The 23,782-nt window shown below is 61.0% G+C and carries 18 protein-coding genes and 1 pseudogene; 9 read left to right on the top strand and 10 right to left on the bottom strand.

The genetic code is table 11. The features are described from left to right. The first annotated feature begins 11 nt into the window (after nt 1-11). Nucleotides 12-1,316, top strand: coding sequence for a leucine-rich repeat-containing protein kinase family protein (locus tag GDV60_RS16720; protein WP_159908143.1), 1,305 nt, complete (start codon nt 12-14; stop codon nt 1,314-1,316). 114 nt (nt 1,317-1,430) lie between these two features. On the opposite strand, the gene GDV60_RS16725 is transcribed toward GDV60_RS16720, so the two are convergent. Further along, nucleotides 1,431-2,138, bottom strand: a complete 708-nt coding sequence (locus tag GDV60_RS16725; protein WP_092239038.1) for a YebC/PmpR family DNA-binding transcriptional regulator — start codon at nt 2,136-2,138, stop codon at nt 1,431-1,433. Nucleotides 2,139-2,256: 118 nt separating this feature from the next. Further along, the gene (locus GDV60_RS16730) at nt 2,257-3,582 is read right to left on the bottom strand and encodes an MFS transporter (protein WP_029298389.1); all 1,326 of its coding nucleotides are present in this window, start codon (nt 3,580-3,582) and stop codon (nt 2,257-2,259) included. Nucleotides 3,583-3,847: 265 nt separating this feature from the next. Here GDV60_RS16730 and GDV60_RS16735 point away from each other — a divergent pair, with 265 nt between their 5' ends. After that, nucleotides 3,848-4,723 (top strand): LysR substrate-binding domain-containing protein, encoded by an 876-nt coding sequence (locus GDV60_RS16735; protein WP_070995494.1) that lies wholly within the window; start codon nt 3,848-3,850, stop codon nt 4,721-4,723. Nucleotides 4,724-4,838: 115 nt separating this feature from the next. Then, nucleotides 4,839-5,986, top strand: a pseudogene (locus tag GDV60_RS16740) (integrase core domain-containing protein). Nucleotides 5,987-6,191: 205 nt separating this feature from the next. Here GDV60_RS16740 and GDV60_RS16745 read toward each other — a convergent pair. After that, complete coding sequence (locus GDV60_RS16745; RefSeq protein ID WP_070995839.1) at nt 6,192-7,052, bottom strand: LysR substrate-binding domain-containing protein; 861 nt, start codon at nt 7,050-7,052, stop codon at nt 6,192-6,194. A 112-nt stretch (nt 7,053-7,164) separates the two neighbouring features. Here GDV60_RS16745 and GDV60_RS16750 point away from each other — a divergent pair, with 112 nt between their 5' ends. From GDV60_RS16750 to GDV60_RS16760, 3 genes are all read left to right on the top strand, one after another. Next, nucleotides 7,165-8,289 carry a 2-aminoethylphosphonate--pyruvate transaminase gene (locus GDV60_RS16750; RefSeq protein WP_133714925.1) on the top strand — a complete coding sequence of 375 codons (1,125 nt, stop codon included), beginning with the start codon at nt 7,165-7,167 and terminating at the stop codon, nt 8,287-8,289. Nucleotides 8,290-8,388: 99 nt separating this feature from the next. Next, the gene (gene phnX, locus GDV60_RS16755; protein ID WP_029298397.1) at nt 8,389-9,216 is read left to right on the top strand and encodes a phosphonoacetaldehyde hydrolase; all 828 of its coding nucleotides are present in this window, start codon (nt 8,389-8,391) and stop codon (nt 9,214-9,216) included. A 114-nt stretch (nt 9,217-9,330) separates the two neighbouring features. Continuing rightward, nucleotides 9,331-9,876, top strand: a complete 546-nt coding sequence (locus GDV60_RS16760; protein ID WP_029298399.1) for a cytochrome b — start codon at nt 9,331-9,333, stop codon at nt 9,874-9,876. Here GDV60_RS16760 and GDV60_RS16765 read toward each other — a convergent pair. Further along, nucleotides 9,873-10,763 carry a 1-aminocyclopropane-1-carboxylate deaminase/D-cysteine desulfhydrase gene (locus GDV60_RS16765; protein WP_159908147.1) on the bottom strand — a complete coding sequence of 297 codons (891 nt, stop codon included), beginning with the start codon at nt 10,761-10,763 and terminating at the stop codon, nt 9,873-9,875. The two genes, GDV60_RS16760 and GDV60_RS16765, sit on opposite strands and share 4 nt — an antisense overlap. Before the next feature lie 57 nt (nt 10,764-10,820). Beyond that, complete coding sequence (locus tag GDV60_RS16770) at nt 10,821-12,860, bottom strand: NADPH-dependent 2,4-dienoyl-CoA reductase (protein WP_133714927.1); 2,040 nt, start codon at nt 12,858-12,860, stop codon at nt 10,821-10,823. Between the two features lie 211 nt (nt 12,861-13,071). On the opposite strand from GDV60_RS16770, the gene GDV60_RS16775 reads away from it, so the two are divergent. Next, nucleotides 13,072-14,202: a carbon-nitrogen hydrolase family protein gene (locus tag GDV60_RS16775; RefSeq protein WP_092239028.1), complete on the top strand. Its 1,131-nt coding sequence runs from the start codon at nt 13,072-13,074 to the stop codon at nt 14,200-14,202. A 4-nt stretch (nt 14,203-14,206) separates the two neighbouring features. Then, entirely contained in the window at nt 14,207-15,247 is a 1,041-nt protein-coding gene (locus GDV60_RS16780; protein ID WP_092239026.1) for an AraC family transcriptional regulator, read from the top strand. A gap of 257 nt (nt 15,248-15,504) precedes the next feature. Here the strand turns inward: GDV60_RS16780 and GDV60_RS16785 are convergent, their stop codons facing one another. Next, nucleotides 15,505-16,302 carry a DUF2242 domain-containing protein gene (locus GDV60_RS16785; RefSeq protein WP_159908149.1) on the bottom strand — a complete coding sequence of 266 codons (798 nt, stop codon included), beginning with the start codon at nt 16,300-16,302 and terminating at the stop codon, nt 15,505-15,507. A gap of 44 nt (nt 16,303-16,346) precedes the next feature. Then, nucleotides 16,347-17,291: a LysR family transcriptional regulator gene (locus GDV60_RS16790; protein ID WP_159908151.1), complete on the bottom strand. Its 945-nt coding sequence runs from the start codon at nt 17,289-17,291 to the stop codon at nt 16,347-16,349. Nucleotides 17,292-17,417: 126 nt separating this feature from the next. On the opposite strand from GDV60_RS16790, the gene GDV60_RS16795 reads away from it, so the two are divergent. After that, nucleotides 17,418-18,602, top strand: coding sequence for an MFS transporter (locus tag GDV60_RS16795; protein ID WP_159908153.1), 1,185 nt, complete (start codon nt 17,418-17,420; stop codon nt 18,600-18,602). A 177-nt stretch (nt 18,603-18,779) separates the two neighbouring features. Here the strand turns inward: GDV60_RS16795 and GDV60_RS16800 are convergent, their stop codons facing one another. The 3 genes from GDV60_RS16800 to lon form a co-directional block, all read right to left on the bottom strand. Next, nucleotides 18,780-20,651 (bottom strand): SurA N-terminal domain-containing protein, encoded by a 1,872-nt coding sequence (locus GDV60_RS16800; RefSeq protein WP_159908155.1) that lies wholly within the window; start codon nt 20,649-20,651, stop codon nt 18,780-18,782. Nucleotides 20,652-20,880: 229 nt separating this feature from the next. Continuing rightward, complete coding sequence (locus tag GDV60_RS16805; RefSeq protein ID WP_003174819.1) at nt 20,881-21,153, bottom strand: HU family DNA-binding protein; 273 nt, start codon at nt 21,151-21,153, stop codon at nt 20,881-20,883. Between the two features lie 148 nt (nt 21,154-21,301). Next, entirely contained in the window at nt 21,302-23,698 is a 2,397-nt protein-coding gene (lon, locus tag GDV60_RS16810) for an endopeptidase La (RefSeq protein WP_029298416.1), read from the bottom strand. Nucleotides 23,699-23,782: the final 84 nt, after the last annotated feature.

Raw genomic sequence — 23,782 nt, forward strand, 5'->3', positions numbered from 1 at the left:
CGAAGCTGTTCATGGATACCCTTGCCCAACTCAAGGCTGGCCAACTGGCCGGCATCAAGCGCCTGGACCTGTCCTGCGGCCTGACGCAGTTCCCCCGGGAAATCTTCGACCTGGCCGACTCCCTGGAAATCCTCAACCTGAGCGGCAACGCCCTGAGCAGCCTGCCGGACGACTTGCACCGCCTGCCCCACCTGCGTGTGCTGTTTTGCTCGGACAACGCCTTCACCGAACTGCCAGGGTGCCTGGGCCAATGCCAGCAATTGAGCATGGTCGGTTTCAAGGCCAACCAGATCGAGCATGTGCCCGCCGCCGCGCTGCCGTCGCAGTTGCGCTGGTTGATCCTCACAGATAACCGCATCAGCCACTTGCCGGACGCACTCGGTGAGCGGCCCCTGCTACAGAAGCTCATGCTGGCGGGCAACCGCCTGGAACAACTGCCGGCGAGCTTGGCCCAGTGCCACAACCTCGAGCTACTGCGCATCGCCTCCAACCGCTTGACGCAATTGCCGCAATGGCTGCTGACGCTGCCGCGCCTGACCTGGCTGGCCTATGCCGGCAACCCGGTGGAAAGCGCGGTGGACCTGGTAAATGATGAGGCGACGCCGAATATTCCCTGGGCTGAACTGCAACTGGGCGAAATATTGGGCGAAGGCGCGTCAGGGGTGATTCGCAAGGCGCTCAGGGGAACATCGGGTGCACCTGTGGCCGTCAAGCTCTATAAGGGCACCATCACCAGCGACGGTTCGCCGCTGCACGAAATGCAGGCCTGCATTGCCGCCGGGCTGCATCCCAACCTGATCAAGGTGCAAGGCCGCGTGATCGGCCACCCCACTGAACAGGCCGCCCTGGTGATGGACCTGATCGACCCGAGCTACCGCAACCTCGCCGACCTGCCCAGCCTGGCGTCCTGCACCCGGGACGTCTACGACCCTGCCACCCGTTTCAGCCTGGAAGTGGCATTGCGCATGGCGCGCGGCATCGCCTGCGTAGCGGCGCATCTGCACCGGCACGGCATTACCCATGGCGACCTGTATGGCCACAATATCCTGTGCAATGCCGAGGGTGATTGCTTGCTCGGGGACTTTGGCGCGGCATCGTTCCACGCCACGGCAGACACCCTGGAAACCAGGGCGTTGCAGCGCATTGAAGTGCGCGCGTTCGGGGTATTGCTGGGGGAGTTGCTGGAGCGCATTAACGAAGGCTTGAGCGATGAACAGCGCCAAGTGCTGAAGGCGCTGCGTGACAGTTGCTGCCAGCCGCAGGTGCTCACGCGTCCGGCGTTCCAAGAGATCGAGACACTGCTGTCCTCCCTCTGAAACGCCATGCACATGTGGGAGCGGACTTGCCCGCGATAGCGGTGTAACTGACCGACCGCTATCGCGGGCAAGCCCGCTCCCACACTAGCCCCCGTCCATGATTAAAGGCCGGTGTCAGCCCGCCAGGCCGACGAACATATCTTGCACGTCGTCATGGTTGTCGAGGCCTTCGAGGAACGCTTCGACTTCCGCCATCTGCTCGTCGCTCAAGCCGCTGACCGGGTTTTTCGACAGGTAGCCCAACTTGGCCGACAACACGGTAAACCCCTGCTCCGGCAAAGCTTTCTGTACCGCATCCAGGTCCGTGGTCTCGGTAATGAACAGGGTCGTACCCTCTTCTTCACCTTCTTCAAAGTCCTGGGCGCCGGCTTCGATGGCGGCCATTTCCGGGTCGGCATCCGGGGTATCCGGCGAGGCCTCGATCAACCCCACATGGTTGAAGTCCCAGGCCACGGAGCCCGAAGCCCCCAGTTGCCCCTTGCGAAATGCCACGCGGATTTCCGCCACGGTGCGGTTGATGTTGTCGGTCACGCATTCGACGATCAACGGTACCTGGTGCGGGGCAAACCCTTCGTAGGTCACGCGATGGTACTGCACGGTCTCGCCCAGCAGGCCCGCGCCTTTCTTGATCGCGCGTTCCAGGGTTTCCTTGGGCATCGAGGCCTTTTTGGCCTGTTCGACCACCAGACGCAGGTGGGCGTTGGTCGCGGTGTCCGCACCATTACGGGCGGCAATGGTGATCTCTTTCACCAGCTTGCCGAAGATCTTGCCCTTGGCATTGGATGCCGCTTCTTTATGTTTAACCTTCCACTGTGCGCCCATGACTCACTCTCTTGATATCCGTGGCGCCGAGACGTCTACTGGCCGGCGCTTTGGCCGCAGAGTTTATAGGGCAAGACCCCATCGTTCCACCAAAAAACCGGCCAGCGTTGCAGGTGCCTCAGGTGCGCAGGGGTTTGATCGCCACTGAGCGATCCGGCACAAAGTCGCCCACTTGCGCCAAAACCGCAGGCCGGGCGTTCCAATAGGGCATCAGCACCAACGCCGAAAACAACGCGGCGCCGGCGAACACGATAAACACCGTCACCGTATCGAAGTAGCCCGGCAACAGGCCTCCGAGAATCGCCCCCACCGAACCGCAACCGTTGACGAAGCCCGCCGCCGTCGCACCTGCCTTGGCCGTGCCGAAGTCGATCGCCGCCGTACTGCTGATCATCGAGTCCGGCCCGTACAGGGTCAGGCCCATGACAAACAGCAGGGCCATCACCAACAGCACGCTACCGGTATGCAATGCCCCCATGAACAGCGCCAGCGACACCGTCAGCGCCAACAGGCTGAGGACACAGGCCGGCATGCGCCGGGCGCCGAACAGTTTGTCGGACGCCAGGCCAATCATGATCGGCCCCAACAGGCCCGCCAGTTCGAACGCCGTGGGCACAATAGCGGCACCGACCTTGCCCACCGAGGGCATCTGCTCGTAGACGATGACCGGGCCCCACAACAGAATCGCGTAGCGCGCCGGTTTCAACAGGAAGTACGCCAGGCCCAAGGTCAGCACCGTGCGGTTGCGCAAGATCTCGCGCAGCGGCTCAAGGATGCTGATTTTCTTGGCCGCCGCCTGCTCGTCGGCGCTCATTGCCGGCTCAGGCTCCACTTCCGGCAGGCCGACGTCCTGGGGCGTATTGCGCTGGAAAATGAAGAACAGCACCGCCACCAACGCCACCACCGCGGCACTGGAGATAAATGCCGCGTGCCAGCTGCCGATCAGGGTATAGGCCCACCAACCGGCAAACGGCGATGCCACCAACCCGCCAAACGCATAGCACGAGCTCCACAAGCCCAACACCCGCCCGCGCTGTTGCGCCGGAAAGAAACTGCCAAGGTTCTTGCACAGCCCCGACCAGCCAGTGGACTGCGCCAGGCCCTGGATCAACATGCACGTGACGAAGATCGGCAACGTGGCGAACGTGCCCATGACCAAAGCGGCGGCCGCAGAAATCACCAACCCTCCCAACACCACCACCCTGGGGCCGAAGCGGTCGGCGAGCATGCCCCAGGTGAACTGGCCAACGGCATACGCCGCCAGGTACAGGCCATCCAGGTTGGCCATCATCATCTTGTCCAGCGGGAAACTCGGGTCGTCGACGATCCCCAACTTGGCCACGGAAAACGCTTTGCGGGTGAAATAGAAGGCGGCATAGGCCAGCCAGGTGATGGCGAAAATCTGCACGCGCCAACGCTTGATACTACCCATAGGGATATTCATGGTGGTTCTGACCTCAGGTGTGAGTGTGCCGGCAGAATCGAAAAGCAATTGCCTGTGTTTTTATTGTTTTGCACTGCAGTACCGGGTCGCTGGGCGCCGGTACTGGTCAGATGAGTCCTGCAAGGTTGCACGCAACGACCCATGATCGCCGAAGTTGTAGGACTCAACCTACGGCGACTGAGGGCTATCAAAGCAATGGCTGACTAATAGGTAAAATCGATTTATCGTATTTCAAATATAAGCCCAGCTTGTAATAGGTCGTGCCATGTCGGTTTCCCACGCGCAACTCAAAGCCTTCCATGCGGTAGCGGTCCACGGCAGCTTTACCCTGGCCGGCGAGCGGCTGTTCCTCACCCAGCCGGCCATTTCCGACCAGGTGCGCAAGCTCGAAGAGCGCTTCGGCGTGCTGTTGTTTCATCGCAACAAGCGCTCCGTGCGCCTGACCGACCTGGGCGAACGCCTGCTGAGTATCACCCAGCGCCTGTTTGTGGTCGCCGCCGAGGCCGAGGAGCTGCTGCAAGACTCCAAGGCCTTGCAGACCGGCAGCCTGACCCTGGCCGTGGATGCGCCGGTGCATGTACTGCCGCAGATCGCGCAGTTTTGCGAACGTTATCCGGGGATCACGGTAAAGATCGAGACAGGTAACACCGATGATGCGCTGTATCGCCTGCACAACTATCAGGCTGACCTGGCGCTGGTGGGGCGCGACGTCGACGATGAACGCCTGCTCTCAATCCCGCTGCGCGATGACCCGATGCTGGCCTTTGTTGCACGCAACCACCCGTGGGCCGGGCGGGAATTCATCGACCTGGCGGACCTGGACGACACGCCCCTGGTTCTGCGGGAAACCGGCTCGGTGACCCGTCAGACCCTGGAACGGGAGATGCACCAGGCCGGGTTGCGCATTCGCCCGGCGATCCAGGTGGAAGGCCGCGAGGCCGCCCGTGAAGCGGTGGTAGTAGGGATTGGCGTGGGCGTAGTCTCGGCCTCGGAATTCGGTGCAGACTCCCGGGTGTATGCCATGCCAATCCGCGACTGCACCCAGCGCATGAAGGAAACACTGGTGTGCCTGAAAGAACAAAGCTCGCGACGGGTGGTGGCGACCTTTCTGGAAATTGTCCGCGAGAGCCTGGATACCTGATCACCGACCTGTGTGGCGAGGGGGCTCGTCCCGGTACAAACCGGGGACATCGTTTACATTTCTAACCGGGGACATGGTTTACAGGTTAATACGCATGGTCAGGAGGTATCTGATCATGCCCTGGAACCAAGAGTCCCCATGAATCAACGAATCAAACTGGTCGCTGACTGGCTTTCTGGCAACTACACGAAAACCCAGTTGGCACACCGATTCAATGTGAGTCGGCCTACGGTCGATAAATGGATTGCCCGGCATGACGGCGATTTGAAGTCGTTGTCCGAGCTCTCCCGACGACCTCATAACAGTCCAAACAAAACCGACGATGAGATCTTGGCCCGCGTGGTGGCCATGAAGGAAGCCCACGATAAATGGGGGCCTAAGAAGCTTCTCGAGCTATTGCGAATCGAGGATCCAACCATCGCCTGGCCTGCCCCCAGCACGGCAGGGCAATGGCTTGATCGGCTTGGATTGGTCAGCAAACGGCGCTTCAAGCGTCGACACGGCACTTCCCACGCCCCAATGCGAGAAGCCAACGAGCCCAACAAGACGTGGTGTGCTGACTACAAAGGGCAATTCAAGATGCTTAACGGGCAGATGTGCTTTCCTTTGACCGTGACTGACCACGCACCGCGCCTGATTCTGGCGTGCAGGGCCCACCCCAAGATCATGACACAGCCTGTAAAACAGGCATTTGAGAGGCTTTTTCAGGAATACGGCATGCCGCAAGTCATTCGTTCTGACAACGGTGTTCCATTCGCCTCTCCTGGTCTGGCAAGAATGTCTACATTGGCGGTTTGGTGGATCCGTCTGGGCATCTACCCCGAGCGAATCATGCCTGGAAGACCCGCGCAGAACGGTCGCCACGAGCGAATGCACCGCAGCTTGAAATTCGAGTTGCCTTTAGGACGCGATTTGCTTGAGCAACAGCTGCTGCTGGAGCATTTCAGGAATGAATTCAATTACATACGACCACACGAAGCGCTCGGTATGAAACGTCCGGGAGAGTTGTATGTGCCATCCACTCGGCCTTACCCCGGATGCTTACCCGCAGTGGAATATCCGGCAGACATGCAGGTTCGAAGTGTCAGGCAGGACGGTTCTATCTTGTGGAAGAACAAGCTGATATTTGTCAGCGAGGCTTTATCTGGAGAACGGATAGGGCTTAAAGAGGCTGAAGAGGATGTTTGGGATCTGTACCTATGTGACTATCCCTTGGGCAGACTTGGACGCGGCAAGAGCCGCATCCAAGCTTCAAATGTGTAAACGATGTCCCCGGTTTCAGATGTAAAGGATGTCTACGGTTCTACACCCCCGCTGGGGTGCGCAGCAGCCCCAATAAGACCGCCGCGTTTTATCAGATAGACCGCAGCGCCAGGGTTTGGGGCTGCTGCGCAGCCCAGCGGGGGACGAGCCCCCTCGCCACAAAAAGCCCCATTGCCACAACACGCGTACCTGACCCATCGTCAGGTCAATGGGAAGCCAGCTCAAAAAACGCCTGAATCAAACGCAACTCCCGGCGCCGCTCCATGCACCCGAGCATATGGTGGTTCAGCAGTCCCTCGCCATGGATGGGAATCGCATGCACACGCGGGTCCCGACTGACTTCCACCGAGGACACCACCCCCACTCCCAGTTCGGCGGCCACCGCTTCTGTCACCGCTTCGCGGCTGTCCAGCTCCAGCAACACCTTGGGCTGTATGCCGGCCTTGGCACAGGCCTCGTCGAAGGTACGGCGGGTGATGGAGCTGGGCTCGCGCAGCACCATGATCACCTGGTCCAACTGCTCCAGGCGGATACCCGCTGGATCCGCCAGCCACGGGTGGCCAGCCGGTACCAAGGCGCAGATACGTGACTCGTTCAAGGGCTGCAGGTGCACGCCCTTGCGTGGCTCCACTTGCGTCAACACCGCCACATCCGCGTGCTCGGACAACAGCGCCGCCAGGGTTTCCTGGGCATTGCCCAGGCGCAGGTTGACGGTAATCCCCGGGTACCGCGCACGCAGCTTTGCCAGCATGGGCATGACCATATGCGGCCCATCCGCCGCCACTTCCAGGCGCCCGGTGAGCAATTGGCGGTTGGCCTCCAGCAGGGCCTGCGCTTCATCCACCTGGCCGAAGATGCTGCGGGTGATGGCCGCCAGCTTGATCCCTTCTTCGGTTAACTCGACCCGCCGTGCGGTACGTCGCAGCAGGGTGATCTGGTAGTGCTCTTCCAGCGCCTTGATATGCCCGGTCACGGCCGGCTGGCTGATAAACAGGCGCGCGGCGGCACGGGTAAAGCTGCCGTCCCGGGCCACGGCGTCAAATGCGCGGAGTTGAAAAAGATTCATAGCTATCGGCCTCACTGATGGCTGGCATAACAACAAACAATTTGATTGATGACAAGCCAAACTGCAATTTATGTCCCGTAGCTTCATCCCACTGCTTTGCGAGGACATGAGAATGAGTACTGCCGCGCCGATCCTGCTCACACCGGGGCCCCTGACCACCTCCGCCCGCACCCGTCAGGCCATGATGGTTGACTGGGGTTCGTGGGATGACCGCTTCAACCAATTGACCGCCAGCCTCTGCGAGCAACTGCTGGCGATCATCAACGGTGGCGACAGCCATCACTGCGTGCCCTTGCAGGGCAGCGGCACCTTCGCCGTCGAAGCCGCCATCGGCACCCTGGTGCCACGGGATGGCAAGGTGCTGGTGCTGATCAACGGAGCCTACGGCAAGCGGCTGGCGAAGATCTGCGAAGTGCTCGGCCGCCCGTTCAGCACCTTCGAGACCGCCGAAGACCAGCCCACCACCGCCGCTGATGTGGATCGGCTGTTGCAGGCTGACAGCACCATCACCCATGTCGCGTTGATCCACTGCGAAACCAGCACCGGCATCCTCAACCCGCTGCCGGAGATCGCCCAGGTCATCCAGCGCCATGGCAAACGCCTGATCATCGACGCCATGAGCTCCTTTGGCGCGCTGCCCATCGACGCGGCCCAGGTGCCGTTTGACGCCCTGATTGCCGCTTCCGGTAAATGCCTGGAAGGCGTGCCGGGCATGGGTTTTGTCTTTGCCAAAAAACAAGCGCTGGCCGCCGCCCAAGGCAACAGCCATTCCCTGGCCATGGACCTGTTCGACCAGCACGCCTACATGGCCAAGACCGGCCAATGGCGCTTTACCCCGCCGACCCACGTAGTGGCCGCCTTGCATGAAGCGCTGCTGCAATACAACGAGGAAGGTGGCTTGCCGGCCCGTCATCAGCGCTATGCCGCCAACTGCCAGACGCTACTGGACGGCATGGCCGAACTGGGCCTGCGCAGCTTCCTGCCCGCCGCGATCCAGGCGCCGATCATCGTCACCTTCCACGCGCCGAGCGATCCGCGCTACCAGTTCAAGGACTTCTACGAGCGGGTCAAGGCCAAGGGTTTCATTCTGTATCCGGGCAAATTGACCCAGGTCGAAACCTTCCGCGTCGGCTGCATCGGCCATGTCAACCAGGCAGAGATGCAAGCGGCAGTGGCGGCGATTGCCCAGGCGCTGCAAGAGATGTGTGGGAGCGAGCTTGCTCGCGAAGTGGGTTAACGATAACGCGGGCGGCCTGGTTCACAGCGGCGCCCTCAGGTTTTTCGCGAGCAAGCTCGCGCCTACAAAAAACGCCCCATTAGCCATAGGATTTTTACCATGAACTATCAGAACCCCAACACCCTGCAGGCCGCCATCCTTGACTGGGCCGGCACCGTGGTCGACTTCGGCTCATTCGCCCCCACGCAGATTTTTGTCGAGGCGTTTGCCGAGTTCGACGTCCAGGTGTCCATCGAAGAAGCCCGTGGCCCGATGGGCATGGGCAAGTGGGACCACATCCGCACCCTGTGTGATCAGCCGCAAGTGGCCGAGCGCTATCGCAAAGCCTTCGGCCGCACGCCGACCGACGCTGACGTGACCGCCATCTACGAGCGCTTCATGCCGCTGCAGATCGAGAAGATCGCCGAGCACTCGGCGCTGATTCCCGGCGCCCTGGAGACCATCGCCGCACTGCGTGCGCAAGGCATCAAGATCGGTTCCTGCTCCGGCTACCCCAAGCAAGTGATGGACAAGGTGGTCGAGCTGGCTGCCACCAACGGCTACATCGCCGACCACGTCGTCGCCACCGACGAAGTACCCAATGGCCGCCCATGGCCCGCCCAGGCCCTGGCCAACGTGATTGCCCTGGGCATCGATGATGTGGCGGCCTGCGTGAAGATCGACGACACCGTGCCGGGCATCCTCGAAGGCCGTCGCGCCGGGATGTGGACGGTGGCGCTGACCTGCTCGGGCAACGCCCTGGGCCTGACCTACGAGCAGTTCCGTGCGCTGGACCCGGCGACACTGGCCAGCGAGCGCAAGCGCATCGAAACGCTGTTCGCCGGCTCGCGCCCGCACTACCTGATCGACACCATCACCGACCTGCCCGGCGTGATCGCCGACATCAATCAGCGCCTGGCCCGCGGTGAAATGCCGCAAGCTGCCTGATCGAGATCAATACATCGCCCCTCACTCGGGCAAACCTTGCACAACAGGGTTAGGCTGAAGGGACTCCGTCGCCAAAGAACGGAGGTTTGCCCCTGATGAGTGAGGAACGACGCAATGCCGTGGAAAAACAGCGAGTCCCGTTACAGTACGATGTCCATCGCCCTGCACTGGCTGATGTTGGTGCTGCTGGTGGTGGTCTACGCCACCATTGAATTTCGCGGGATTTTCCCCAAAGGCAGTGGCGGGCGCACGTTAATCAAAGAACTGCACTTCATGTTCGGCCTGACCATCTTTGTACTGGTCTGGCTGCGCCTGTTTGCCCGCAGCCTGGGCGTGGCGCCGAAAATCCTGCCGGCCCCGCCGCAATGGCAAGCCTTGCTGGCGACGCTGATGCACGTGGCGTTGTATGTGTTCATGATCGGCATGCCGATCTTCGGCTGGCTGATCGTCAGTGCCGCAGGGCATTCAGTGTCGTTCTACGGCCTTGAGTTGCCGCCCCTGATCGGCGAAAACAAAGACTTGGCCAAGCAGATCGAAGGCTGGCACGTGCTGGGTGGCACTATCGGCTACTGGCTGATCGGCCTGCATGCGGCGGCGGGTCTGTACCACCACTATTTCATGCGCGATAACACCGTGTTGCGCATGTTACCCAAGCGTTAATCCGCAAAACCCCGGCGGCCTTGCAGGCCGCCGGTGTGCACAAAGATCAAGCGAGTGCCGGGAGCGAAGCGCCCGGCCTCGATCTGCTGCTTGAGCGCCAGCAGCGCCTTGCCGGTGTACAGCGGCTCCAACGCAAGGCCGCAGGCCTGTTCGGTAGTGGCGATAAATTCAAGCAATGGCTGATCGACCTTGGCAAAACCGCCACGGCTGGCATCCAACAGTTCATACCCGCCCTGCACAATGGCCTGCACGCTCTGCGCGACGCCATGATCATCCGGGACCGCCATTGCCCCAAACACAGGATGGCCGCCCGCCTCCGCCAGGACCAACCCCGCCAGGGTGGTACCGGTGCCGGCCGCCAGCCACCAGGCGTCGTAATCGGCCCAACCCAGAGTGTGCAACTGCGTCCGTACCTGCTCCAGCAACACCCCACAACCCATCGCCCCGGTCATTGCGCCGCCGCCTTCGGGCACAGGATGCAGGTGCGGGTAGCGCTCGCGCCAAGGCAACCAGAAGCCCGGCTCATGGCGCGCGCGGTAGCCGCCATAGCCCAACCAGTGCAGGTGCATGCCGAACGCTTGCAGGTCGAAAACAGTCGGGGTGTCTTGCGGGTGCCCACGCAACAGGCCGACGGTGGCAAAACCGAAGCGTTTGCCGGCCGCCGCCAGGGCATGCAGGTGATTGGAGTAGGCGCCGCCCAGGCTGATGATGCCGCTGGCACCCGCCTGTTGCGCCTGGGCCAGGTGCCCGGTGAGCTTGAACCACTTGTTGCCGCTGATCAGCGGGTCGATGCGGTCCAAGCGCAACACGGCCACCTCGACGCCGTGCAGCCAATCCAGCTGCAAGGGTTCAAGGGGAGCCTGGGGAAGCCAATCGAAAGGACCCATCAGGGCACGTCTGCATGAAAAAAGGGGCGGTAGTCTAACACCGCCCCTTCCCGGGTCTTACAGCTCGGCGGCGAGGCGCGAGCCCTGGTTGATCGCACGCTTGGCATCCAGCTCGGCGGCCACATCGGCACCGCCGATCAGGTGCACGTTCTGGCCAGCGGCGACCAGGCCGTCCTGCAGTTCGCGCAGCGGGTCCTGGCCGGCGCAGATGACGATGTTGTCCACCGCCAGCACTTGGGGCTCGCCCTCGGCGCCAATACGAATGTGCAGGCCTGCGTCGTCGATCTTCAGGTACTCGACGCTATTGAGCATCTGCACCTGCTTGTTCTTCAGGCCGGTACGGTGGATCCAGCCGGTGGTCTTGCCCAGGCCGTCGCCGACCTTGGAAGCCTTGCGCTGCAGCAGGAACACTTCACGGGCCGGCGCATGGCGCTCGGGCTTGATCCCGGCCACGCCGCCACGGGCTTGCAGTTGGGTGTCGATGCCCCATTCTTTCCAGAACGCCTCGCGATCCAGGCTGGTGGACACGCCTTGGTGCACCAGGAATTCCGACACGTCGAAACCGATGCCGCCGGCGCCAATCACCGCTACACGCTTGCCCACCGGCTTGCGTTCGAGGATCACGTCCAGGTAACTCAACACCTTGGGGTTCTCGACGCCCGGGATCGCCGGGGTACGTGGCGCGATACCGGTGGCGAGGATGATCTCGTCATAACCGCCCGCCACCAGTTGCTCGACGTCCACGCGGGTGTTGAGGCACAGCTCGACATGGGTGGTCTGCAACTTGCGTTTGAAATAACGCAGGGTTTCGAAGAACTCTTCCTTGCCCGGCACACGCTTGGCGATATTGAACTGGCCGCCGATCTCGCTGGCAGAATCGAACAAGGTCACCTGATGCCCGCGTTCGGCGGCCACGGTGGCAGCCGCCAGGCCTGCAGGGCCGGCACCGACTACCGCGATCTTCTTGATCTGCTTGACCGGCAAATAATTGAGTTCGGTCTCGTAGCAGGCGCGCGGGTTGACCAGGCAGGTGGTCAACTTGCCACCGAAGGTATGGTCCAGGCACGCCTGGTTGCAGCCGATGCAGGTGTTGATTTCGTCGGCACGGCCAGCGGCGGCCTTGTTGACGAACTCCGGGTCGGCCAGGAACGGCCGGGCCATGGACACCATATCGGCATCGCCCTCGGCAAGGATCTGTTCGGCCACTTCCGGGGTGTTGATACGGTTGGTGGTGATCAACGGAATCTGCACCGCGCCGCGCAGCTTGGCCGTGACCTTACTGAATGCGCCTCGCGGCACTTTGGTGGCGATGGTCGGGATGCGCGCTTCGTGCCAGCCGATGCCGGTATTGATAATCGTCGCGCCCGCCTGCTCGATGGCTTTGGCCAACTGGACAATTTCTTCCCAGGTGCTGCCGCCTTCCACCAGGTCGAGCATCGACAGGCGGAAGATAATGATGAAGTTGGGCCCCACGGCTTCGCGCACCCGACGCACGATTTCCACCGGCAGGCGCATGCGGTTTTCGTAGGCGCCGCCCCAGCGGTCGGTGCGATGGTTGGTGTGGGCGGCGAGGAACTGGTTAATGAAATAACCTTCCGAGCCCATGATTTCCACACCGTCGTACTCGGCGACCTGGGCCAGTACCGAGCACGTCACAAAGTCGCTGATCTGCTTTTCGATGCCTTCCTCGTCCAGCTCCTTGGGCTTGAACGGGTTGATCGGCGCCTGGATCGCGCTCGGCGCGACCTGCTTGGGGCTGTAGGCATAACGGCCGGCATGGAGGATCTGCATGCAGATTTTGCCGCCCGCCTCGTGCACCGCCTGGGTCACGATCTTGTGCTTGAGCGCTTCGGCTTCGGTGGTCAGCTTGGCGGCCCCGGAATACACCCCGCCTTCATCGTTGGGGCCAATGCCGCCGGTTACCATCAGGCCTACGCCGCCACGGGCACGCTCGGCGAAATACGCGGCCATGCGCTCGAAGCCACCTGGCTTCTCTTCAAGACCGGTGTGCATCGACCCCATCAGGGTGCGATTGCGCAAGGTGGTAAAACCCAGGTCCAACGGGGCCAGCAGGTGCGGGTAGGCAGCAGCGGTCATGGTACAGCTCCACAACGGATCATCACGGGACGTGGCAGGCTCGAATGGCCGGCCATCGGTTTATGTCCCACAGACTAAGAGCCATGCCCCCACCGCTCAATGACTGAAACTGACAAGTTATTGATCCAAATGCGCAACGCCCCTTGGCAAGCGTGGCGACGCGCCCTACCCTAGAGGCGAACCCTGCTTACGGCCTGTTGTCTGTTCCCCCATGCGTAAATTATTTGCTTTGACCTTCACCATGGCCTTGGTCGCCGCCGTTTCCGCCTATCTGGTCTGGACCCAGGAGCGCCCCGTGGGGCATTACCTGTCGGACCTGAGAATCAACCTGGCCGTGAACGAGGGCGTTCCCGCCGATCACGGCAATCTGCTGGGCATCCAGCCCGAGTTGTTCCCCGCCGATTACCAGAGCCTGGAGCGCTTGCACCTCAAGCTCTCGGCCTATCTGCGCAATGCCCGGGACATGGGGCTGATCAATGACAAAACCATTGTGGTGCTGCCGGAACATGTCGGCACCTGGTTGATGGTCAGTGGCGAGAAAAACGAGCTGTATCAGGCCACCAGCCTCAAGGAGGCAATGAACTGGTTGTCGGCCAGCAATCCATTGCTGTTTATGCGCGCGCTGATCAGTGCCCAGGGCGATAACCGTATCGACGATGCCTACCTGCGCATGAAGGCACCGGCCATGGCCCGCGATTACCAGGTGTTGTTTGGTGGTCTGGCCAAGGAATTCGGGGTGACGCTGGTGGCCGGTTCCATCGCCCTGCCCAACCCCAGCATCAGCCAGGGTCAACTGCAGGTCGGCCATGGTGCGCTGTACAACACCAGCCTGGTGTTCGACCGCGACGGCCTGCCGCTGGGCCAACCCCAGCGCCAGCTCTACCCGATCTTCGATGAGCGCGGTTTTATCGCCCCGGGCGACGAAAACGCGATCAGCGTGATCGACACCCCGGCCGGGCGCCTGGGCATCCTGATCGGCAGTGACAGCTGGTATCCGGACAATTACCGCAAACTCAACGAATTAGGCGCGCAACTGGTGGCGGTACCGGCCCTGGTGATTGGCCGGGATACCTGGGACAAGCCGTGGCGCGGCTTCAAGAGCGTCTCCACGCCACCGGAAGTCAGCCTCAAGCCTGAAGAACTCAGCGAAGGTGAAGCCTGGCATCGCCTGAGCCTGATCAGCCAGGCCCCCATCAGCCTGGCCGGTGCAGGTATGAGCGTGTTCATGCGCGGACAGTTCTGGGACCAGGGCACCAGCGGCCAGAGTTTTCTCAGTACCCAGGGACAAGTCTTCGCCGACGGCAACGCGCGTGGTGCGCGTTTGCTGAACGTGTGGCTGTAAACCCATGAAACCGGCACCGATGCGCCTCGGTGACTTATCGGTGGGCATCGTGCACACCCTGGCCGACGCGATCCTCAGCCATGGCCTGGACCCGCAGCCACTGCTGTTGCAATACGGCCTGGACCCAGCACGCTTGAGTGAACCCGGTGCACGCCTGTCAATCCCGCGCTATATGCGCCTGGGCCACGCAGCCATCCAGTTGACCGGCGATCCCGGTCTGGGCCTGCGCATGGGCCAACTGAGCCGCATGAATCAACTTGGCCTGGCCGGCGTCACTGCGGCCCAGGCGCCCAACGTGCGCGAAGCCGCGCGTACCTTGACCCGCTTCGAGGCGCTGTACGGTGCCAATTACCGTGGCCAGTCCAGCTTTCATGAAGACGCCGGGGGCGCCTGGCTGCGGTTCTATTCCATCAGCCCCTATAACGCCTATAACCGCTTTGTCGTGGACTCGATTCTCGCCGGTTGGCTACAGCAGATGGCAACCTTGTGCCAGCAGCCGGTCGTGGCCGAACGGATCGAGATCGAATTCGCCACCCCCGACTACAGTGCAAGCTACAGCGTGCTGGGCGATTGCCCAATCCAGTTCGGCGCTGAGCTCAATCAACTGCGCTTGAGCCAACACAGCCTGGCCCAGCGCAACCCGCAGCATTGCCCCAGTACCTGGAACCTGCTGTTACAACTGTGTGAAAGGGAATTGGAGCAACTGACCCGCACCCGCAGCCTGCGCGAGCGCATCACCCGCTTGCTGGGGCCGATGCTCAATGGCGGCCGGGAACCCGACCTGGAAGAAGTGGCGGCGCGCCTGAAACTGCCGACCTGGACCTTACGCCGCAAACTCGCCGAGGAAGGCACGCAGTTTCGCGCCATTCTCAACGACACCCGCCGCGACCTGGCCATGACCTACATTCGCGACACGGAACTGGCGTTTGGGGAAATCGCCTATCTACTGGGTTTTGCCTCAGCGGAAGCCTTTCAACGGGCCTTCAAGCGCTGGAACAGCCAGACCCCAGGGGAATTTCGCCGCAGTCAGCGGCATTCCGCCTGACGCCTGACTACAGCTCGGTGGCGTCGTCGGACGGATCCAGCGGATCAAGTTCGAATGCCTGATACTCCAACAGCTCTTCTTGATAATCGTCCATCGTCGACTCCTTGTGTAATCAAAGCAGGTGGCTTAAGTGACCCGCATCACCAGCCTAAAGTGCCGTCGTGACGAAAAAAAGACAGGGTCATGACGTTCCTGAGCTTGAAGATTAAACGTAGCAGCCATCAATGGATTTAACGCCTCGAGCTAAACGACCTGGGTTATTGGCCGGTGGTCGGCAACGCTGGAATCACCTCTGTTGGCGCGGGCAGCACAGGCGTGGTCGGCGCTGGAGCTTCTTGCGCAGCGGGCTGTGGCGTAATCGGCACCGCCTCCACTGGTGGCGCAAGCGGTTCCGAGACCGCTGGCGCAACAGGCGTAGTCGGCACATCTTGCGGCGCGTCAACCTTGTCCACTGCAGGGGCGGGCTTGGGCTCCGGCACACCGAGGTCAGCCTTGGGCGCTTCTGGAATGTGCTCGGCGGCCTTCACTTCCTGGGGCAGGAACACATCCACCAAGGCAAAGTAGCGCTCATAGAACTTCGGCGAGCTGACCGTCTCGCTGGCCACCTTGACCATCGAGTCGTCGGTGGAGCCGATCGGCATCGATACCGAACCGAGTACACCCACCCCCAGGCTGGCGGAGTTGTTGACCTTCTTCAGCGCATAGCGATCCTGCAGGGCGTTGGCAAACATGGTCGCATGATGCTCGCCGCTGCCGTCTTCGGCACATACCACGTTGAAACTGATCTGCAGATGGGTCTCACCGGTCTGCTGGAAACTTTTGTTACCGCTCACCAGCTTCGGGTCGCTGCTGGTGATGATGTAGCCCTGGCTGAGCAACGCCCGGCGTGCCGCTTCGCAGGCCGCGACATCGCTGACCGGGTAGTTGCGCGAAAACGTACCGGAGTCGTCGAAGTTCTCATGTTCGTAGATAGCGGTCTTGGGCGACGAGCAGCCCGTGGCGCCTGCCAGCACCAGCGCGAGCGCAAGGCCACGCAAGTGAAATGAAGTCGACATTGATGATCCTGAGGAAAACGGTCAGGGCGGTATTGTGCAACAGATCACGGGGTGCGCGCGCGGATTCCTGTCGGTAAAACGCCAGCGACCGGCTCGACGTGCGATACGGGAAAAAGCCTGGCGCTCATATGGTCGATAAACACCCGCAGTTTGGCCGAAGCATGCCGGCTCGACGGCCAGAGCATCCAGAAACTGCCGCTGTGTTCCAGATACTCGTCCAGCACCCGCTGCAAGCGGCCCTGCGCGACGGATTCGCGAACCATGAAGTCCGGCATGCAGGCGATCCCCAGGCCTTCATGGACCACATGGCTAAGGGACTCGATAGTGGTACTGACCAAGGGAGTGCGCAACACCGGTTCGGGTTCACCCGGTAGATAACGCAGTGGCCAGGCTTCCAGCTTACCGGTGGCGCAGAACTTGTGGCGCAGACAGGCGTGGTGGTTCAGATCCGCAGGACAAACCGGCGTGCCGTGCAGGGCGAAGTACTGCGGCGAACCCACCAGCACCAACCGATAATGCCCCAGCAACCGGGCCGTGAGCCGCGAATCCTCAGGCTTGCCGGTGCGCACCACGGCATCGAAGCCTTCCTCGATCACGTCCACCATGCGGTCAGAGAAGTCCACATCCAGCTCAATCTCTGGATAGGCCCGCATGAACTCGCTCAGCACAGGCATCAACAGGCCTCGGACTTGCGGCAAGCTGACGCGCAATTTTCCACGCGGTGTGGCCGCCGCCTCCGTCAACTCCTGCTCCGCCGCTTCAACTTCGGCCAGGATGCGCCGCGAACGCTCGAGAAACAGCGCGCCTTCGGCCGTCAGCGTAATACTGCGGGTGCTGCGGTGAAACAGCCGTACACCCAGGCGCTGCTCCATGCGCGCAATGCTTTTGCCCACGGCCGAGGAAGACACCCCCAGTACGCGACCAGCCTGAGTAAAGCTGCGGGTTTCCGCGACCTGCACAAACACCGAAATACTGCCCAGGCTGTCCATTATCCCTTCCCGCTGATTACGGACATGAACGTCCGATAAGTTCGGAACCTTAGCCTATTTTTCCGAGGGGTTCAGCCCCCTACTCTGCCCCGATGTCCTGATGCCTTGAATACGGAGCCGAGCCACATGAATGATTGCAGTACACCGCAATGCCTGCCCAGCCGACGCGAACGATTACCCCTGGCGGGCTTGCTCGCGCTGGCGACCGCCGGTTTCATCACCATCCTCACCGAGGCGATGCCTGCCGGCCTGCTGCCACAGATGAGCGCCGACCTGGGCGTCAGCGAGGCGCTGGTCGGTCAGCTCGTCACGGTATACGCCCTTGGCTCGTTGCTGGCGGCCATTCCCCTGACCATCGCCACCCGTGGCTGGCGCCGCCGCCCCTTGCTGCTGATAGCGATCGGCGGTTTTGCGCTGGTCAACAGTGTCACGGCGCTATCAGACCTGTATTGGCTGACCCTGGTCGCGCGGCTGCTGGCTGGCATCTTCGCCGGCTTGCTCTGGGCACTGCTGGCCGGATATGCCAGCCGCATGGTCGCGCCGCACCTGCAAGGCCGGGCGATTGCCGTGGCAATGCTGGGCGCGCCGCTGGCGCTGTCCCTTGGCGTACCTGCCGGGACATTTCTGGGCACGGCGGTAGGCTGGCGGTTGAGCTTTGCAATCATGACCGCACTGACCGTGCTGCTACTGGTGTGGGTGCGCTGGCAGGTGCCGGACTTTGCCGGACAAAGGGCGCAACAGCGCCTGGGCTTGCGTCAGGTCCTGCACTTGCGTGGGGTGCGTCCGACGTTGTGGGTGACGTTTACCTATGTGCTGGCACATAACATTCTGTACACCTATATCTCGCCGTTTCTGCTGCCTGCCGGGCTTGCCGCTGACATTGACCAGGTGTTGCTGGTATTTGGCCTGGCTGCGCTGATGGGTATCTGGATCGTCGGCCTGTTGATAGACCGCCTGCTGCCGGCCTTGCTGGTGATCAGTTGCGCGCTGTTTGCGGCTGCGGCGTTGGCCTTGGGCCTCTGGACCGCGTCTACCGAAGTCGTCTACCTGTCAGTGGCCATCTGGGGCCTGGCATTTGGCGGCTTGCCTGCCTTGCTGCAAACCGCCCTGGCCAAGTCGGCAGGTGACTCGGCGGACGCTGCACAGTCGATGCTGGTAACGGTGTGGAACCTGGCGATTGCCGGCGGAGGGCTGCTAGGCGGCGTACTGCTTCAGGGATGGGGCGTGATGTCGTTTCCCTGGGTGGTCGCGGGCTTGGCCATGTTGGCATTGATCGCAACCTTACAGACCCGAAGCGCCCAGCTTATGTAGGAGCGAGCTTGCTCGCGAAAGACGTTAACGATAAAGGGGGCTTGCTGGGTATGCGCGGCGCTCTCAGGTTCTTCGCGAGCAAGCTCGCTCCTACATCAGCTTGGCGGGGCTGATGAGCAGGCAAAAAAAGACCCCGGCTTTCAGGCCGGGGTCTTTTTTTGAAGCGGTATCACACCATCAGAAACGCTTGATGTCAGCCTTGGCTTCCAGTTCCTTGCGGAACGCAGCGAAGTCCTGCTGACCAACCCGCGAAGCGAGGAAGCGACGGTATTGCTCCTTCTCTTCATCGGTCGGCGCAGCCCCTTCGTTGACGCTGTTCAAGCGCACGATCATCAAGCTGCCATCTGGCAGGGTCACGTCGGCAAAGGTCGGCTTGTCTTTCGCCGCGGGCTTGGGCATGCGGAACAGTGCCTGCAACACAGCCGGCTCAACGCCGTCCTGACCGCGGGTAGCGGCTTCGGTGACTTTCCAGGCCTGGCCATCAACCGCCTGGTCCAACGCCAGCTTGCCATCGCGCAGGTTGGCGATCAGCTCATCGGCATGGGTCTTGGCCGCAGCGCTTGCGCGCTCCTTGGTCAGTTGGGCACGGATGGCAGTCGCCACGCTTTCCAGCGGCAGTTGCTCCGGCTTGCGGTGCTCCTTGGCGCGCAGGACGACGATGGTTTCCGGATCCAGCTCGATGGCGGTGCTGTTGGCACCCTCATCCAGCACTTCAGGGCTGAAAGCGGCCTGGATCACAGCACGGTTGGCCGCGATGCCTTCGCCACCTTCACGGCCAAACGGCGCGGAGGTGTGTACGGTCAGCTTCAGGTCCGACGCCGGCTGGGCCAGGTCGGAGGCTTCGAAAGCCGCATCTTCCAATTGCTTGGTCGCCTCGACAAAACGCTGCTCCACTTGCTGGGTCTTCAGCTCACGGGTCAGCTTGTCTTTCAGGCTGGCGAACGAAGGCACTTCTGGCGCTTCAACACCCAGCAGCTTGATCAGGTGCCAGCCGAAGCTGGAACGTACCGGTGCCGAGACCTGGTCCTTGTTCAAGGCATACAGGGCGCTTTCAAACTCAGGATCGTAGACGCCAGGGCCCGCGAAACCCAGATCGCCGCCATTGTTGGCCGAACCTGGATCCTGGGAGAACTCCTTGGCCAGGGCCTCGAAGCTCTCGCCCTTGGCCAGACGCGCCTGGACTTCTTCGATCTTGGCCTTGGCTTGCGCCTCGGTGACCTTGTCGTTGACTTCGATCAGGATGTGCGCGGCACGACGCTGTTCAGCGAGGTTGGCGGTTTCTTTCTCGTACAGGGCCTGCAGTTCATCGTCCTTGACCGTTACCTGGTCAAAGAACGAAGCCTTCTTCAGCTCCAGGTAGTCGATGACGACCTGGTCCGGGGTCATGAACTCCTTGGCGTGCTGGTCGTAGTAAGCCTTGACCTCGTCGTCAGTGAGCTTCACGGCAGCCGGGTCGGCGTTGATACTAACGGTGGCGAAATCACGGGTCTGTTTTTCCAGACGCGCGAAGTTCAGCACTTCCTGGTCGGTAACAAAACCGCTGCCGGCAATGCCTGCGCGCAGTTGGCCGATCAGCATTTCCTGGGTCAGCATCTGACGGAATTGCATACGGCTGTAGCCCAGCTGACGGATCACCTGGTCGAAGCGTTCAGCGCTGAACTTGCCGTCTTCCTGGAACTCCGGGGTCTGCAGGATCACTTGGTCCAGTGCAGCTTCCGAGAAGGAGAACTTCGAATCGGCCGCGCCTTGCAGCAGCAGCTTGCGGTCGATCAGGCCCTTGAGGGCCGCTTCGCGCAGCATTTTTTCATCCAGCAAGGACGCGTCGAAGTCCTTGCCCAGTTGTTGCATCAGCTGCCGACGTTGCATGTCGACGGCCTGGCTCAGCTCGTTTTGACTGATTTCTTCACCATTGACCTTGGCCGCGTCCTGGCTGTTGGTCGTAGCCTGGAAAATGGCCTCGATACCGGTGAAGGCCATCAATACAACGATGAGCCCGATAATGGTCTTGGCAATCCAGCCTTGTGAATTGTCCCTGATATTCTGCAGCATGCGTCCCCCAGAAACGGTTGAACTTCAAAATTAGGCAACCGTGGAGCGTGGGTAGAATCCGGATAGAAGAAAGGCGCATCCGAGGATGCGCCTTCTCGTAACTGGCGGAACGGACGGGTATTGAACCCGCCCCCCGGCTTAGCGACCCAATGGATATTCAGGTCTGTTGCCGCTCCGCTGCCAGGCCAGACCTGCGTCCAGCCCGGATAGGCAAAGGCTTGAGCGAAGCTTAGTTGACGGCTTCTTTCAGGGCTTTACCGGCTTTGAAACCGGGTTTCTTGGCAGCAGCGATTTGCAGTGCTTTGCCAGTCTGTGGGTTACGGCCAGTGCGAGCTGGACGATCGGTCACAGAGAAAGTACCAAAACCTACCAGTACCACGGAGTCGCCGGCCTTGAGAGCGCCAGTGACGGATTCGATTACTGCGTCCAGCGCACGGCCAGCAGCAGCTTTCGGGATATCAGCAGATGCAGCGATAGCATCAATCAGTTCCGACTTGTTCACTCTAAGTCCCCTTATATCTATTGAGTATGATTCTAAGTTTTTTGGTGAAAGCAAAAACCAGTGCTGAATGGCCTACAGGCACTTATAAGAGCCGCTTTATAACAAGGGCTCTAAAAAGCTGTCAAGGAAGCCACCAGGCTTAAACGTATTAATGCGTGCTAATTCTTTCCTTAGAGTCAGTCTCGCGTTTTTCGTCCTTCGCGACTATCTCGGGAGCCACATCCGGCAAGGGCTCCGGCGCGTATTGCAGCGCAATTTGCAGGACCTCGTCAATCCATTTAACCGGTTTAATCTGCAGATCCTGCTTAATATTGTCAGGAATTTCCTTCAAGTCGCGAACATTCTCTTCCGGAATGATCACCGTCTTGATACCACCACGGTGTGCAGCCAGCAGTTTTTCCTTCAGGCCGCCAATGGCCAATACTTGGCCGCGCAGGGTAATTTCCCCGGTCATGGCCACATCGGCACGCACCGGGATGCCGGTCAGCGCTGATACCAGGGCCGTGCACATGCCTACGCCAGCGCTGGGGCCGTCTTTGGGGGTGGCCCCTTCCGGCATGTGGATGTGGGTGTCGTGCTTCTCGTGGAAGTCCAGGGGGATCCCCAGGCTCCGCGCGCGGCTGCGCACCACGGTCTGCGCGGCGGTGATGGATTCGACCATCACGTCACCCAAAGAACCGGTCTTGATCAGTTGCCCCTTGCCCGGGATCACCGCAGCTTCGATAGTCAGCAACTCGCCGCCGACCTGAGTCCACGCCAGGCCAGTCACCTGCCCTACCTGGTCCTGCTGCTCGGCCAGGCCGTAGCGGAATTTACGCACGCCCAGGAAGTGCTCCAAGGCATCGGCCGTGACTTTCACGGAGAAGCGTTTTTCCAGGGCATGTTCCTTGACCGCCTTGCGGCAGATCTTCGCCAACTGGCGCTCCAGGCCCCGTACACCAGCCTCGCGGGTGTAGTAACGAATGATGTCGCGGATCGACTCGACGTCGAATTCGATCTCGCCCTTTTTCAGGCCGTTGGCCGAAATCTGCTTGGGCGCGAGGTACTTGACGGCGATATTGATCTTCTCGTCTTCGGTGTAACCCGGCAGACGAATCACCTCCATCCGGTCCAGCAGGGCTGGAGGGATATTCATGGAGTTGGAGGTGCACAGGAACATTACGTCGGACAGGTCGTAGTCGACTTCCAGGTAATGGTCGTTGAAATTGTGGTTTTGCTCGGGATCGAGCACTTCCAGCAAGGCCGACGCCGGATCGCCACGCATATCGCTGCCCATTTTGTCGATTTCATCGAGCAGGAACAGCGGGTTGCGCACCCCAACCTTTGTCATTTTTTGAATCAATCTTCCCGGCATCGAACCGATGTAAGTCCGGCGATGACCGCGGATTTCCGCTTCATCACGCACACCACCAAGGGCCATGCGCACGAATTTACGGTTTGTGGCATTGGCGATCGACTCAGCCAGCGAGGTTTTACCCACGCCAGGAGGACCTACCAGGCACAACACCGGGCCACGAATCTTCTTCACGCGCTTCTGCACGGCGAGGTATTCGAGGATGCGTTCCTTGACCTCCTCCAGGCCGTAGTGATCGGCGTCGAGGATATCTTCGGCACGCGCCAGGTCCAGGCGCACCTTGGTCTGGGCTTTCCACGGCACCTGCACCAGCCAGTCGATGTAGGAACGAACCACGGTGGCTTCGGCCGACATTGGCGACATCTGCTTGAGCTTGTTCAGCTCGGCGGTGGCTTTGGTCAACGCGTCTTTTGGCAGGCCGGCGGCATCGATGCGCTTTTTCAGCTCTTCGATTTCGTTATGGCCTTCTTCGCTGTCGCCGAGTTCTTTCTGAATGGCCTTCATCTGCTCATTCAGGTAGTACTCGCGCTGGCTGCGCTCCATCTGCTTTTTGACGCGACCGCGAATGCGTTTCTCGACCTGCAACAGATCGATCTCGGCATCCAGCAACGCCAGGACGTGCTCGACCCGGGTAGACAGGTCAATAATTTCGAGGATGTCCTGCTTCTGCTCGATCTTCAGCGCCATGTGCGCGGCCATGGTGTCGACCAGGCGGCTTGGCTCATCAATGCTGTTGAGGGAGGACAGGACTTCTGCCGGGACTTTCTTGCCCAGTTGCACGTATTGCTCGAACTGGGACAGCAGGCTACGCACAAAGACTTCGGATTCGCGCTCAGGCGCTTCGACTTCGTCGATCAACGCCACTTCTGCACGCAGGTGGCCATCCACCTCCATGAAGCGCTCGACCGCACCGCGCTGCTCACCTTCGACCAGCACCTTGACGGTGCCATCCGGCAGCTTGAGCAATTGCAGAACAGTGGCAATGGTGCCGACACGATACAGGGCGTCTTCGCCTGGATCGTCATCAGCCGGATTTCTCTGGGCCAACAGCAGGATCTGCTTGTCGCCCGTCATCGCGGCCTCGAGGGCTTCGATAGACTTCTCGCGCCCCACGAACAGCGGGATAACCATGTGCGGATACACAACCACATCACGCAATGGCAGGAGAGGCAATTCAATGGTTGTCTTCATGATTTCGCCTCTATGACAGATGAAAGTAAGCTTGAAACCAAGATGGGGGCTGCGTGTAAAAAAAACAAGCTCAATGCTGGCAGT

It is taken from the genome of Pseudomonas sp. DTU12.1, from assembly GCF_009873475.1.
In the GTDB taxonomy this organism is placed as follows: Bacteria; Pseudomonadota; Gammaproteobacteria; order Pseudomonadales; family Pseudomonadaceae; genus Aquipseudomonas; species Aquipseudomonas proteolytica.